Here is a 12461-nt window from a genome sequence, read left to right on the forward strand (position 1 = left end):
ACGCGGGACGTTCGTAGAACTGGTGAGAGGCCGCCGCGGGCTGCCACCGGACCAGGGAGTCGTGAGATGACGCAGTTCTTGATCTCGTTCAACGACGGCGCGATGGACCACATCCCCGACGAGGACTGGCCCGACGTGGGCAAGGCTTCGCACGAGGTGGTCGAAGAGGCCGTGCATGCCGGTGTGTGGGTCTTCGGCGGCGGGCTCCAGAGGCAGAGGGCGAGCGTCGTGGGCACCGACGGGATCGTCACCGACGGGCCCTACCCGGAGACCAAGGAGGTCATCGGCGGGTTCGCGGTCGTCGACGTGCCGACACGCGACGAGGCGCTGGCGTGGGCAGCCAAGATCGCGGTCGGTTGCCGCTGCGCGCAAGAGGTCCGGGAGCTCATGCCCGACCCCGAGTTCGACGAGCTGATGCGCAAGGTCAACAGCTAGGCGGCGAGCAGGAGGACCTGTGCGACGGGCATCGTCGACGGCGCCTGACCGGACAGCTCGGTCACGGAGGCGAGCTCGTGGACGGTGCCCGTCGCGACCAGATCCTCGGCGACGGGTGCCGTCAGGTCGACCACCACGCGGCCCTCCGCCCGGGCGAGCTCGGCGTGCGCGGCGCCGACCAGGTCCACGAGCCGGAGCCCGAGCGCCCGGCAGACCGCGACGAGGACCTCGGAGGACGGCTCCTTGCGCCCGCGCTCGACCTCGGACAGGTACGCGACGGAGACGCGCGCGCTCTCGGCGACGTCTCGCAGCGTCCGGCCCTGCTCCTCGCGGTGCGCCCGCAGGATCGCTCCGACGAGGTGACGCAGGAGCGGCTCGGTCGCCCGCGCGGGCGCGGGCGGCAGCGTGCTGGTCGATGGCGTCATCGTGGCCTCCGGACGGTGATCGGTCCTCGTCACGGTAGCCCGCGAACGGTGGCGAGAGGCCGACGATCCCTTCTGCCGTGAGCGGACGAGCCGGCCGAAGGAGTCAGGACGAGACGTCCGCGGTCGTGAACCTGCTCCAGGCGAGCGCGCCGAAGATCGCCACCCACGCCGCCTGCAGCGCGAGGCCCTGACCGAGCACGCTCCAGTCAGGCTCGAGCCGCAGGAACTCCGCGAACCCGAGCCAGTGGTGCGTGAGCAGGGCGGGCGCGATGGTGTGCAGGGACGGGATCTGGTCGAGCACGCCGGAGACGATCGCGACGACGACCGTGGCGGCCATCGCACCGACGGGCACCTCCGTGAGCGTCGAGAAGAACAGCCCCACCGCGACGAGGCCCGTCATCGAGAGCCCGACGTACGCGACGACCCCTGCGACCCGGACGACGCCGTCCAGCAGGGGGACGGTGGTGCCGGACAGCAGGGTGATGTCACGCAGCCCGAAGTAGGCCGCGCCGACGACGAGCCCGACCAGAGCGATCGCCAGGACCGCGGCGCCGGCGAACAGCAGGGCCCCGAGCGCCTTGACGCCGAGCAGCCGGGTGCGCGACACGGGCACGACGAGCAGGTACCGCAGCGTTCCGGCGGAGGCCTCGCCCGCGACCGCGTCGCCGGACGCGATGCCGATGGTCAGGGGGAGCAGGAACGGCAGGCACAGGAACAGCGAGGCGATCACGAGGAACAGCCCGTTGCCGGTGACGTTGCCGATGAACGCTGGTCCCTGCCCGCCGAGCGCGCTGTCTCGCGTGGCGAGCAGGACGGTTCCGAGCACGAGGGGCACCATGGCCAGGCCGAGGAGCAGGACGATGTTGCGCCGGCGACCGAAGACGAGCCGCAGCTCGCTGCGCGCCAGGCGACCCAGGGCACCCCGCAGCGGGACGGACGACGGCACGTCGAGCTCAGCGAGCGACATCGAAGCCCTCCCCGGTCAGCTCGACAAAGATCTGCTCGAGGTTCGGACGGCGGACCTCGAGACCCAGCAGGTCGATGCCGGCGTGCACGACGGCCGCCGACACCTTCTCGGGAGGCGTGTCGTCGAGCAGCGCGGCGACACGGGTGCTGCCCTCGACCTCGACCGAGGCCAGGCCGAGACCCGTGAGGACCTCGGCGACGGCGCCGACGTGCTCGATCGACGTCTCCACGTAGATCCGGGCGGCGCCCCGCGCGGTCAGCTCGCCGCGGTCGCCCTGCAGCAGGAGCCGGCCGCGGCCCATGATCCCGATGTGCGAGCAGACCTGCTCGATCTCCGCGAGAAGGTGCGACGAGACCAGCACGGTCGCGCCCCCGTCGGCGAGCTCGCGCACGAGGTGCCGGACCTCGCGCGTGCCCTGCGGGTCGAGCCCGTTGGTCGGCTCGTCCAGGACCAGCAACTCGCGCGGGCGGAGCAGCGCGGCGGCCAGACCGAGGCGCTGCTTCATGCCGAGCGAGTACTGCCGGTACGGCTTCGTCGCGGCAGCCGAGAGGCCGACCCGCTCGAGGGCCTCGTCGCCGCGGCGCCGGGACGTGCGCGGGTCGGCGGTCGCGTCGCTGGCGTCGAGGCGGGCGAGGTTGGCGCGTCCTGACAGGTAAGGGTGGAACGCCGGGCCCTCGACCAGGGCGCCGACCCGGGGCAGCACGTCGGCTCCCGCCTCGGGCATCTGCCCGCCGAGCAGCACCGCGTAGCCGCTCGTCGGCCGGACGAGGCCCAGGAGCATGCGGATCGTCGTGGTCTTGCCCGAGCCGTTCGGACCGAGGAACCCGTAGACCGCGCCGCGTGGGACGCGCAGGTCGATCCCGTCGACCGCGACCTGCCCGGATCTGAACCGCTTGGTCAGTCCCTCGGTCCTGATCGCGAGGTCGCCCGCACCCGCATCCCCGGGCGGGGATGCGGGTACGGGTGCCGGGTGCTCAGGCGTCACTTGGCCAGTGCCTGGAGGGTCTCGGCCGGGACCGCTCCGACCAGCACGCGACCGTCGTCGGTGACCAGCACGGACAGGAGGGTCGAGCTCAGCAGGCGACCCTCAGGGACCGCGGTGGTCAGCTGGTCGTACAGGGCGGACGTGTCGAGCGTCCCGAGCGGCGACCCGCTGCCCTCGTCGGGGGCGAACTGGTCGTAGAGCTCCTGGGCACCCTTCGAGTCGAAGGTCCGCCGCGGTCCGGCCAGCGCCTCGGCCGACGAGGGGTCCCCGGCCAGCAGGCCAGCCACGTCGAGGCCCGCCGCCTCCACGACCGTGTCCCACCCGGTGCCGGAGACGGTCACACCCTCCGGGAGCGTGCCGGGCACGGCAGGAGCCTCGGTCGGCGTCTCGGGCAGCGGCACGACGACGTCCTTGGTGCTCGCGCCGGGCGGTGCCGAGAACGCGAGCACGGAGTCGGCGGGTGTGCTGAACGTGACGTCCGTGAACCCGAGCTCGAGCGCCGGGGTCTTGGCGTCGCCGCGGCTCCACACCTGCAGGCGCAGCGGGGTGTCGGTCTCGGCGTCCACCGCCACCACGATCCTCCCGATCAGCGTCGTGTCGCTCTTCGGCGTCACGACGAGCTGGTAGGCGTCACGGCCCGCGACCGTCGTCTGGGCGTCCAGGGAGACCGAGGAGAACGCCCTGACCATCGAGACAGCCTGACGGCCCGCGTCGGCCGGCGTCGGCAGGTCACCCGAGACCGGCAGCTCGCCGGCCTCGGCCTTCGCGGCCAGATCCTCGTACCGCGCGGTGTCGGCGGCGTCGAGGGAGTAGTGGACGACGGCGTCGTCGGTGCTCGAGTAGGTCCAGGCCTCGGCGCCGTCCTGCACCACGGAGTACTCGGAGGTGTCACCCAGGAGGGCCACACGGGAGCGCTCGGCGCCGTCCGTCCAGACGCGCATCGTGGAGCTGCCACCGAGGAGCGCCACCGGGTTGGCACCGCTGACGTCGCTGAACGGAAGCTCGGGCAGGCCCAGGCGAGCGGTGTAGACGACCGTGCCCGACAGGGGCTGCTGGTCGGCAGCGGCGACCTGCGCGGCGAGCTGCTCGGGGGTGATCGGGGGGAGCCCGGCGTCGTCGGCGTTGGCCAGCAGGGGCGGGGCGACGAAGGCGAGACCCACGGCAGCCGCGGCGACGACCGGGACGGTCCATCGGGCGCGGTTCGACATCGTTCGGCGGCGGGGGGCGGTCGTCTCAGGCATCTGCTGCTCGGTCATGGCACCACTGTGCGCCATGGTCGCTGAGCGGACGCTGAGAGCGGGTGGGAGCGGCCGGCGCCGATCGTCGGCGCCGGGTGGCATGCTCGCGATATGCGGGTTCTCGTGGTGGACGACGAACGCGGCCTGGTTCGCGCGCTCAAGCGCGGGCTGACCGCCGAGGGCTTCGCGGTGGACGTCGCGTTCGACGGCAACGAGGGCCTCGAGCTGGCGTCGAGCAACGAGTACGACGCCATCGTGCTCGACGTGATGCTGCCGCGCCGCAACGGCTACGACGTGGTCACCGCCCTGCGGGAGCGGGACGTCTGGACGCCCGTCCTCATGCTCAGCGCCAAGGACGGCGAGTACGACGTGGCCGACGGGCTCGATGTCGGCGCCGACGACTACCTGACGAAGCCGTTCGCGTTCGTCGTCCTGGTGAGCAGGTTGCGCGCGCTGCTGCGGCGGCAGGCGCAGGCCCGGCCACCCGTGCTCACGGTCGGTCAGCTGGCCCTGGACCCGTCGACCCGCCGTGTCACGCGGTCGGGCGAGCAGGTGGCCCTGACCATGCGCGAGGTCGCGCTGCTCGAGTACCTCATGCACCACGCCGACCGCGTCGTCGGCAAGGTCGAGCTGCGTGACCACGTGTGGGACGGCGACGGCGACGACGTCAACGTGGTCGAGGTCTACGTGGGCTACCTGCGCCGCAAGCTCGGCCGTGCGTCGGTGGAGACCGTCCGCGGCGCGGGGTACCGCGTTGCCGGCTAGACGAGCGGGCTAGGCCGGCGACGCATGGGGCGACGCAAGCACGACCATCCTTGGCACGGTCCCTCGCTGCGGATGCACCTGACGGTCATCGCGTCCGGCGCGCTCTTCGTCGCGCTGGTGGCGGGGGCGTTCGCACTGACGACCGTGCTCAGCCGGACTCGCATCGACGCGCTCGAGACCGTGGTGCGCGACCGGGTCACGACGGTCGCGGCCCTCGCCGAGGACGACCGGCTGCCCGACGCCCTCCCGGTGGGCGAGCCGGGGGAGATCGCCCAGCTGCTCGACGCGGACGGCGGCGTCGTGGCGACGTCCCCGAACGCCAGCCGGACGCTGCCGGTGGTCCCGCTCGATGAGGTGCCCACCGGCCACGGAATCGTCGTGGACAGCACGAGCGCGAGCGCGTACGACGACGAGGCGCTCATCGCGGCGATGCCGACGACGTATCTCGGCGAGCCGGTGACGGTGGTGGCCACCGTGCCTCTCGCCGAGGTGCAGAGCGTGCTCGACGCCCTGCGGCTCGGTCTCGTCCTGGTGGTCCCGCTGCTCACGCTCGCGCTCGGCGTGGTCGTCTGGCTGATCCTCGGTCGGGCGCTGCGCCCGGTCGAGGAGCTGCGTCGCGGTGCGGCCCTGGTGGCGTCGACCGGCGGGCCGGGCTCGCTCCCGGTGCCCAAGCGTGACGACGAGCTGGGAGCCCTGGCCCGGACGCTCAACTCGATGCTCGACCGGCTCGAGGCGGGCGCGGCCCGGCAGCGGGCCTTCGTCGCCGACGCCGCGCACGAGCTGCGCTCACCGCTGGCCACCCTGCGCGCGAGCATCGAGGTCGCCCGCCTGCACCCGGACTCCTACGACACCACCGAGCTCGCCACCGACCTCGAGGCCGAGGTGCTCCGGATGCAGGCGCTCGTGGACGACCTGCTGCTGCTCGCGCGCGTCGGTTCTGCGCCGTCCGAACGCACCGACGTCGACCTGGCCGCCGTGGCGCACGACGTCGCACCCGTGACGGCGATCGGCTTCGTCGTGCAGGGCTCGGGCCACGCGCTGGCGGGCGAGGCGCAGGTCGGACGCGTGGTGCGCAACCTCGCCGACAACGCCGCGCGGCACGCGTTCTCGCAGGTCGTGGTCACCGTGGCCGACGGGTTGGTCCAGGTGGACGACGACGGCTCGGGGCTGGCGGAGGCGGATCGTGAGCGGGTGTTCGAGCGGTTCGTGCGGCTCGACGACGCGCGGGAGCGGGATGCGGGCGGCAGCGGGCTCGGGCTGGCGATCGCGCGTGAGGTGGCTCGCGAGCAGGGCGGCGACATCACGCTGACCGAGTCGCCGCTGGGCGGCCTGCGGGCGGAGCTACGACTGCCGGTGCGCTGAGGTCGGGCTGCGAGCCGTCGTGACCTCGTCGTACCGTGTTCTCAGAACCGCCGGAGGTGACGATGCGCGAGACCGACCCCGCACCCGAGCCCGTCCGCGACGTGTCCCTGGACGTGGCGCGCTACCTGGCCGACCGTGACGCGGAACGCGACCGCGGTGACGGCGAGGGCGAGGAGCAGATGCCCGCCGGGCCGACGCCCATGGCCGGCCGCATGCAGTTCCGGACGGCGTGGGTGGACCGCGTGGTGGACCAGGCTATCGCGCGCGGGGAGTTCGACAACCTGCCGCTCGCCGGCAAGCCCATCCCGGGGATCGGATCGCACCACGACCCGGACTGGTGGCTCAAGGCGCTGATCGAGCGGGAGCAGATCACGGGCGTGCTGCCCGAGGCGATCCAGCTCCGCAAGGACGACTCGGCCCTCGACGAGCGGCTGGACGCGCTCCGGGACGAGGCCCGGGTGCGTGAGGTGCTCGCCGAGCTCAACGCACGGATCGTCGCGGCTCGTCGTCAGCTGATGGGCGGCCCGCCGGTCGTCACCCCGCTGCGCGACGTCGAGCGCGAGGTCGCGGCGTGGCACGCACGACGAGCGAGGCCCGAGCAGCCGGTGGCCGTCGAGCCTCGCAAGCGTTCGTGGTGGCGCTGAGCGCCACCCGGTGCTCGCTACGGGCCGAGTCCTACTCGCGGTCCTCGAGGGCCGGCAGGATCGTCGTCGGGATGGCGAATGCGAACGCGATGCTCACGATTCCGCCGACGAACAGCCAGGCGCCCCAGTCGTCGTAGTTGAACGCCACGGTGAACAGAGCCAGTCCGAGCAGGAACAGGAACATCGGGAAGAAGAACGAGATGGCGCGTCCCGGGGACTTGTTCTCGTTCTCACCGTGCTGGATCAGTGGCTGGTTGCCGTGCTGGCTCATGGGAACCTCCGGTTCGTCCGCACGCTCGACTGCTCTGCGACTGGTGCCAGCCTAGCCAGAGGACGGGGGCCACCGCGTCGCGACGCGAGGCCCCCGTCCCATCGGCGTGTGATGTCAGGCGTTCCAGTTCCAGAACGGGCGCACCTCGATGGTGCCGAACCGGGCCATCGGGTGCTCGGCGGCGACCGCGACCGCCTCGTCGAGGTCCGCGCACTCGAGCAGGTCGAAGCCCGCGATCTGCTCCTGCGTCTCGACGAACGGTCCCTCGGTGACCTGGAGCTTTCCCGAGCGCACCCGCACGGTGCGCCCGTCCTGCGGAGCCTGCAACCGGTCGCCGTCGCGTCGGCGCCCGGCGGCGTCGTTCTCCTTGACCCAGGTCTCGATGTTGTCGTCGGCGGCAACGTAGGTCTCGGCGGTGGGGTCGTCCCAGACGAGCATCAGGAACTGCATGGTGTCCTCCAGTGGGGTCGTGGTCCTTGTCCTTCACCGCCACGACGGAGAGCTGCACGGCGGATCGACACTCTTGTCCTGACGAGTTCTAGCGCATCGGTCGTGCGCGCGGCGCGCGGTGGCCGTAGCGGGGTGCCGACGACGCCTGAGTGAGCTCGATCAGCCGGACGACCCGCTGCCGTTGACCGGCCCACGGTTGCAGCAGCGCCAGCATCCCGGCGTCGTCCGTGCGGCTGCCGGTGAGCGCCCAGCCGACCAGGTGCGCCAGGTGGAAGTCGCCGACCGACACCGCGTCGGTGTCCCCGAGCGCCCGCGAGGACACTTCGGCCACGGTCCACGGTCCGATCCCACGCACGGTGAGCAGCCGCCGGTAGGCCTCGGCCATCGACAGGTCGACGCTCTCCTGCAGCCGGTGCGCGACGGTCGCGGCTCGCTGGATCGTCCCCGCGCGCTGCTGGTCGACGCCGGCTCGTCGCCAGTCCCAGACCGGGATGGTCCGCCAGGTCTCCGCACCGGGCGGCACGCGGAGCGTCGTCGGTCCCGGGCCGGGCGCGACCGTCCCGTGCTGCCGGACCAGCGCGCGGTACGACGCCTGGGCGTCGAGGCCGACCACCTTCTGCTCGAGGATCGCGGGGACGAGCGACTCCAGCACGTTGCCCGACCGGGGGATCCGCAGCCCGTGCAGGCGCCGATGGGCGTCGTGCACGACCGGGTGCAGCCGGGAGTCGAACCCTTCGCCGGTGTCGCGGCGACCGAGCAGGTCGGGCGTCCCGTCCATCGCCCGCTCCGCGCCCGGGCCCCATGTCGTCACGTCGACGCCGTCCGAGCTCTGGTGCAGGTGCCGTGTCGCCGGACCGTCGGGAGTCAGCGTCGCCTGCCAGATGCCCCCGTCCTGCTCGAACGACCAGGTGGGATCGCCCGCCCCATGACGCAGGCTCCGCAACGTGCGCCGCATGTCGAGCGGCTGAGCCGGCCGGTAGACGCTGCTGAGCGGCGGCGCGCTGCTGTCGGCGTCGACGACGGAGGTCACGTGACCACTATGCGCCCGCGTCTAGGCGATCGAGCACCGTTCGCGGCCAAGACACGAGCGGCGGCCCGGGCTCCGGGCCGCCGCTGCGTCAGTCGGGGTGGCTACTCGCCGCCACCACCGGCGAAGAAGCCCGTGGCGCCGTTGCACGAGTCGCCGGGCTGGAAGCCAGACGCCTTGCGCTCGGCCGGGGTCGCGCCGAACGCGCTCTTGGCGTGGCCCCAGTTCTGGACGTTCCCCGGACCGGCCGGTTCGCCCTCGCCGCCGTCGGCGAGGCCGGAGAAGGTGCAGATGGAGTGGGAGTGAGCCGGACCCTGGGTGCTGCCACCCGTACCGGTGACCTCACCGGCGCTGGCTATCGATGCGCCGGCGAGGAGCAGACCGACTGCGGCAGGTAGGACGAGTAGACGGTGCAAGCGCGACATTGGGCTTCCTTCCGAGGGCAATGAACAGGGCCCTCTCACACTAGAACCGAAAGGGACAAAATGGTATAAGTCGGACAAAGTGACCTCGGGGCGCCCGCCCGTCTGGCCCCGGAGGCGTGGCGGAGCCGTAGACCTCCTGTCCGAGCCCCGCGGATCGGGCCAACCGAGTCGGTCGCTTCGGCGATGCCTCTGGTGTCCCACCGCAGGGCAGGATGCCGTCCATGGCTATCCGCACCGGGATCTCAGGCTGGCGCTACGCGCCGTGGCGCGGTGCGTTCTACCCGAAGTCGCTCCCACAGCGCAGCGAGCTCGAGTACGCGTCGAGCCGGCTGACGTCGATCGAGATCAACGGCTCGTTCTACGCGCTGCAGAAGCCGGAGAACTTCCAGACGTGGGTCGCACAGACCCCTGACGACTTCTTGTTCTCGATCAAGGCGCCGCGGTTCATCACGCACATGAAGAAGCTGTCCGACGTGCGCACGCCGGTCGCCAACTTCCTCGCCAGCGGCGTGCTCGCGCTCGGACCCAAGCTCGGTCCGGTGCTCTGGCAGCTGCCGCCGAACCTCGGGTACGACGCGGACCGGTTGGCGACGTTCTTCGACCTGCTTCCTCGAACGACGGCCGATGCGGCGGGGTTCGCGGCCGAGCACGACGAGCGGCTCGACGGTCGGGCGTGGACGACGACCGATGCCGACCGGCCGTTGCGGCACGTGCTGGAGGTGCGGCACGCGTCGTTCGAGAACCCCGAGTTCGTCGTGCTCATGCGCGAGCACGGGATCGGGATCGTCGTCGCGGACGCCGACGGGCGCTGGCCGGTCATCGAGGACGTCACCTCGGACCTGGTCTACCTACGCCTGCACGGCGACGAGGAGCTCTACGCCAGCGGGTACGACGACGAGTCCCTCGATCGGTGGGCCGCTCGCGTGCAGGTCTGGGCGGCCGGCGGGGAGCCCGCGGACGCCAAGAGGCTCGGTCCACCCGCGGAGCCGGTCCCGGAGCGCGACGTGTTCGTCTACTTCGACAACGACACCAAGGTCCGCGCCCCGCACGACTCGATGGGGCTCGCGGCCCGCCTGGGGATCGGCCCACACCCCGCCTGACCCTGGTCGCCGTCGCTGACCCGACCCGGTCCGAGCGGTCTGAGCGCGAGACCGTCACATTGACCCGAGACCGTCACGTGGAACTGCCGGTCTGGTTGCAGAGTGACGGTCTCGACGCCGTGATGGGGCCGGGCAGAGCCGAGAGACTGGCGTCCAGGTGCCAGGTGCCAGGTGCCAGGCGCGGGCCGGACCGAGTGGGTCAGTGGCCGCGGAGCTTCTGGATCAGGCGACGGTCGCGCTTGGTCGGGCGGCCTGCGCCGCGGTCGCGCGTGCCGGGGTCGATGTGGTCCTTGGGCGGCGGCGCGGGGGAGCGGTCGAGGTAGCACGCGACCGCGACGGGGGCGCCGACGCGCTTCACGACGGTCCGCTGCACGACGACGATCCGCTCGCGCTCGCCGCCACGCACGTGCACCTCGTCGCCGGGCACCACCATCGTCGCGGGCTTGGCGCGCTCGCCGTTGACGCGTACGTGGCCCGCCTTGCAGGCGGCGCCGGCCGCCGACCTCGTCGGGAACAGGCGGACGGCCCAGGTCCAGGCGTCCACCCGCGCACGCGTCACCTCGCTCACGTGAGCGAGCCTCTCACGCGTGGGCGCACCGCCGGTCGGGCCGGCGCGCCCACACGCGTGTGAGGACCGGTGTCAGTCGCGCAGCGACAGGTACTTCGTGATGAGCGCCTGCGTCGAGGGGTCCTGCTCCGCGAGCGCCGCCGCGTCGCCCTGGACGGCCGGTGCGACCGCGAGTGCGAGCTGCTTGCCCAGCTCGACGCCCCACTGGTCGAACGAGTCGATGCCCCAGACGATGCCCTGCACGAAGGTGATGTGCTCGTAGAGCGCGATGAGCTGCCCGAGGACCGAGGGCGTGAGCGACGACGCCAGGATCGACGTGGTCGGTCGGTTCCCGGAGAACACGCGGGCGGGGACGATCTCCTCGGCGGTTCCCTCGGCGCGCACCTCGTCGGCGGTCTTGCCGAAGGCGAGCGCCTTCGTCTGCGCGAAGAAGTTGGCCAGGAACAGGCCGTGCACGTCGACGCCGCCGTCGGTCAGTGGGTGTGCCGGGTTGGCGACGGCGATGAAGTCGGCGGGGATGAGCCGGGTGCCCTGGTGGATGAGCTGGTAGAACGCGTGCTGGCCGTTGGTGCCGGGCTCGCCCCAGAACACCTCGCCGGTCTGGGTGGTGACGGGCGTGCCGTCCCAGCGGACCGACTTGCCGTTCGACTCCATGGTGAGCTGCTGCAGGTAGGCCGGGAACCGGTGCAGGTACTGCGCGTAGGGCAGGACCGCGTGCGTGTGCGCGCCGAGGAAGTTGACGTACCAGACGTTGAGCAGGCCCATGAGGACCGGCACGTTCTGCGCGAACGGCGTGGTCGCCACGTGCTCGTCGACCGCGTGGAAGCCCGCGAGGAAGTCGCGGAAACCCTCGGGGCCGATCGCGATCGCGAGCGACGTGCCGATCGTCGAGTCGACCGAGTAGCGGCCGCCCACCCAGTCCCAGAAGCCGAACGCGTTGGCCGGGTCGATGCCGAACGCGGCCACCTTGTCCAGGGCCGTCGAGACGGCGACGAAGTGCTTGGCGACGGCCGCGTTGCGCGACGCGTCGTCGTCGGCCGTGCCCAGGGCCTCCCAGAGCCAGGTGCGGGCGAGGCGGGCGTTGGTGAGCGTCTCGAGGGTGCCGAACGTCTTGGACGCGACGATGAAGAGCGTCGTCGTCGGGTCGAGGCCCTTGACCTTCTCCGCGAGGTCGGTCGGGTCGATGTTGGAGACGAACCGCACCTCGAGGCCGTCCTTCACGTACGGCTTGAGCGCCTCGTACGCCATGACCGGACCGAGGTCCGAGCCGCCGATGCCGATGTTGACGACCGTCCTGACGGGCTCGCCGGTGACGCCCGTCCACGCACCGGACCGGACCTGGTCGGCGAACGCGTACATCTTGTCGAGCTCGGCCTGGACGTCGGTGTCGATCTGCTGGCCGTCGACGACGAGCGCCGGCTGGGCGCCCGAAGGACGGCGCAGCGCGGTGTGCAGCACGGCGCGGTCCTCGGTGACGTTGATGTGCTCGCCGCGCCGCTGCGCCTGGATCCGGTCCGCGAGACCGACCTCGTCGGCGAGCCGCAGCAGGAGCGCGACGGTCTCGTCGGTGACCAGGTTCTTGGACAGGTCGACCGTGAGGTCGGCGAGCGGGAACGTCAGGCGGGTGGCGCGCGCGGGGTCGTCGGCGAACCAGGCGCGCAGGTCGGGCGAGAGCGTCGACTCGTGCTCGCTGAGGTCCTGCCAGGCAGTGGTGGCGGCGGCGTCGACGGGGGGCGTGGGCACGGTGGAATTCCCTCTCTGCGGGCGTACGCCGGCTGGACGTGCTCGCGACGGTCGGT

At 72.1% G+C, this 12461-nt stretch carries 15 protein-coding genes; 5 read left to right on the top strand and 10 right to left on the bottom strand.

Annotated elements, in window-relative coordinates; translation table 11 throughout:
• Nucleotides 1-66 precede the first annotated feature (66 nt).
• On the top strand, nt 67-435 hold the full coding sequence (locus tag AC1DPN_RS15315; protein ID WP_477085630.1) for a YciI family protein: 369 nt from the start codon (nt 67-69) through the stop codon (nt 433-435).
• Here AC1DPN_RS15315 and AC1DPN_RS15320 read toward each other — a convergent pair.
• From AC1DPN_RS15320 to AC1DPN_RS15335, 4 genes are all read right to left on the bottom strand, one after another.
• Nucleotides 432-860 carry a helix-turn-helix domain-containing protein gene (locus tag AC1DPN_RS15320; RefSeq protein WP_477085631.1) on the bottom strand — a complete coding sequence of 143 codons (429 nt, stop codon included), beginning with the start codon at nt 858-860 and terminating at the stop codon, nt 432-434. The two genes, AC1DPN_RS15315 and AC1DPN_RS15320, sit on opposite strands and share 4 nt — an antisense overlap.
• Before the next feature lie 103 nt (nt 861-963).
• Nucleotides 964-1827 (bottom strand): ABC transporter permease, encoded by an 864-nt coding sequence (locus AC1DPN_RS15325; protein WP_477085632.1) that lies wholly within the window; start codon nt 1825-1827, stop codon nt 964-966.
• Nucleotides 1814-2812 (bottom strand): ABC transporter ATP-binding protein, encoded by a 999-nt coding sequence (locus tag AC1DPN_RS15330; RefSeq protein ID WP_477085633.1) that lies wholly within the window; start codon nt 2810-2812, stop codon nt 1814-1816. The genes AC1DPN_RS15325 and AC1DPN_RS15330 overlap by 14 nt, the downstream gene beginning before the upstream one ends.
• Nucleotides 2809-4068 carry a LolA family protein gene (locus AC1DPN_RS15335; protein WP_477085634.1) on the bottom strand — a complete coding sequence of 420 codons (1260 nt, stop codon included), beginning with the start codon at nt 4066-4068 and terminating at the stop codon, nt 2809-2811. Before AC1DPN_RS15335 ends, AC1DPN_RS15330 begins: the two co-directional genes overlap by 4 nt.
• Before the next feature lie 93 nt (nt 4069-4161).
• Here AC1DPN_RS15335 and AC1DPN_RS15340 point away from each other — a divergent pair, with 93 nt between their 5' ends.
• From AC1DPN_RS15340 to AC1DPN_RS15350, 3 genes are all read left to right on the top strand, one after another.
• Complete coding sequence (locus AC1DPN_RS15340; protein ID WP_477085635.1) at nt 4162-4815, top strand: response regulator transcription factor; 654 nt, start codon at nt 4162-4164, stop codon at nt 4813-4815.
• 72 nt (nt 4816-4887) lie between these two features.
• Nucleotides 4888-6177, top strand: a complete 1290-nt coding sequence (locus AC1DPN_RS15345; protein WP_477085636.1) for an ATP-binding protein — start codon at nt 4888-4890, stop codon at nt 6175-6177.
• 62 nt (nt 6178-6239) lie between these two features.
• Nucleotides 6240-6821: a DnaJ family domain-containing protein gene (locus AC1DPN_RS15350; RefSeq protein WP_477085637.1), complete on the top strand. Its 582-nt coding sequence runs from the start codon at nt 6240-6242 to the stop codon at nt 6819-6821.
• A gap of 31 nt (nt 6822-6852) precedes the next feature.
• Here the strand turns inward: AC1DPN_RS15350 and AC1DPN_RS15355 are convergent, their stop codons facing one another.
• From AC1DPN_RS15355 to AC1DPN_RS15370, 4 genes are all read right to left on the bottom strand, one after another.
• Nucleotides 6853-7092, bottom strand: a complete 240-nt coding sequence (locus tag AC1DPN_RS15355) for a hypothetical protein (RefSeq protein WP_477085638.1) — start codon at nt 7090-7092, stop codon at nt 6853-6855.
• A 114-nt stretch (nt 7093-7206) separates the two neighbouring features.
• Nucleotides 7207-7542, bottom strand: coding sequence for a YciI family protein (locus tag AC1DPN_RS15360; protein WP_477085639.1), 336 nt, complete (start codon nt 7540-7542; stop codon nt 7207-7209).
• A gap of 88 nt (nt 7543-7630) precedes the next feature.
• Nucleotides 7631-8572: a DNA-3-methyladenine glycosylase family protein gene (locus AC1DPN_RS15365; RefSeq protein WP_477085640.1), complete on the bottom strand. Its 942-nt coding sequence runs from the start codon at nt 8570-8572 to the stop codon at nt 7631-7633.
• A gap of 101 nt (nt 8573-8673) precedes the next feature.
• Nucleotides 8674-8994 carry a hypothetical protein gene (locus AC1DPN_RS15370; RefSeq protein WP_477085641.1) on the bottom strand — a complete coding sequence of 107 codons (321 nt, stop codon included), beginning with the start codon at nt 8992-8994 and terminating at the stop codon, nt 8674-8676.
• A gap of 221 nt (nt 8995-9215) precedes the next feature.
• On the opposite strand from AC1DPN_RS15370, the gene AC1DPN_RS15375 reads away from it, so the two are divergent.
• Nucleotides 9216-10094, top strand: coding sequence for a DUF72 domain-containing protein (locus tag AC1DPN_RS15375; protein WP_477085642.1), 879 nt, complete (start codon nt 9216-9218; stop codon nt 10092-10094).
• A 199-nt stretch (nt 10095-10293) separates the two neighbouring features.
• Here AC1DPN_RS15375 and AC1DPN_RS15380 read toward each other — a convergent pair whose 3' ends face one another.
• Both AC1DPN_RS15380 and pgi read right to left on the bottom strand, forming a co-directional pair.
• Nucleotides 10294-10662, bottom strand: coding sequence for an RNA-binding S4 domain-containing protein (locus AC1DPN_RS15380; protein ID WP_477085643.1), 369 nt, complete (start codon nt 10660-10662; stop codon nt 10294-10296).
• A gap of 72 nt (nt 10663-10734) precedes the next feature.
• The gene (gene pgi, locus AC1DPN_RS15385; protein WP_477085644.1) at nt 10735-12405 is read right to left on the bottom strand and encodes a glucose-6-phosphate isomerase; all 1671 of its coding nucleotides are present in this window, start codon (nt 12403-12405) and stop codon (nt 10735-10737) included.
• Nucleotides 12406-12461 lie beyond the last annotated feature (56 nt).

Source organism: Cellulomonas sp. P4_H4 (assembly GCF_056400865.1).

Bases quoted from the DNA above. Each gene is read 5' to 3' on its own strand.
- AC1DPN_RS15315 (WP_477085630.1), top strand. From the start codon at position 67: ATGACGCAGTTCTTGATCTCGTTCAACGACGGCGCGATGGACCACATC.
- AC1DPN_RS15320 (WP_477085631.1), bottom strand. From the start codon at position 860: ATGACGCCATCGACCAGCACGCTGCCGCCCGCGCCCGCGCGGGCGACC.
- AC1DPN_RS15325 (WP_477085632.1), bottom strand. From the start codon at position 1,827: ATGTCGCTCGCTGAGCTCGACGTGCCGTCGTCCGTCCCGCTGCGGGGT.
- AC1DPN_RS15335 (WP_477085634.1), bottom strand. From the start codon at position 4,068: ATGACCGAGCAGCAGATGCCTGAGACGACCGCCCCCCGCCGCCGAACG.
- AC1DPN_RS15340 (WP_477085635.1), top strand. From the start codon at position 4,162: ATGCGGGTTCTCGTGGTGGACGACGAACGCGGCCTGGTTCGCGCGCTC.
- AC1DPN_RS15345 (WP_477085636.1), top strand. From the start codon at position 4,888: ATGCACCTGACGGTCATCGCGTCCGGCGCGCTCTTCGTCGCGCTGGTG.
- AC1DPN_RS15350 (WP_477085637.1), top strand. From the start codon at position 6,240: ATGCGCGAGACCGACCCCGCACCCGAGCCCGTCCGCGACGTGTCCCTG.
- AC1DPN_RS15355 (WP_477085638.1), bottom strand. From the start codon at position 7,092: ATGAGCCAGCACGGCAACCAGCCACTGATCCAGCACGGTGAGAACGAG.
- AC1DPN_RS15360 (WP_477085639.1), bottom strand. From the start codon at position 7,542: ATGCAGTTCCTGATGCTCGTCTGGGACGACCCCACCGCCGAGACCTAC.
- AC1DPN_RS15370 (WP_477085641.1), bottom strand. From the start codon at position 8,994: ATGTCGCGCTTGCACCGTCTACTCGTCCTACCTGCCGCAGTCGGTCTG.
- AC1DPN_RS15375 (WP_477085642.1), top strand. From the start codon at position 9,216: ATGGCTATCCGCACCGGGATCTCAGGCTGGCGCTACGCGCCGTGGCGC.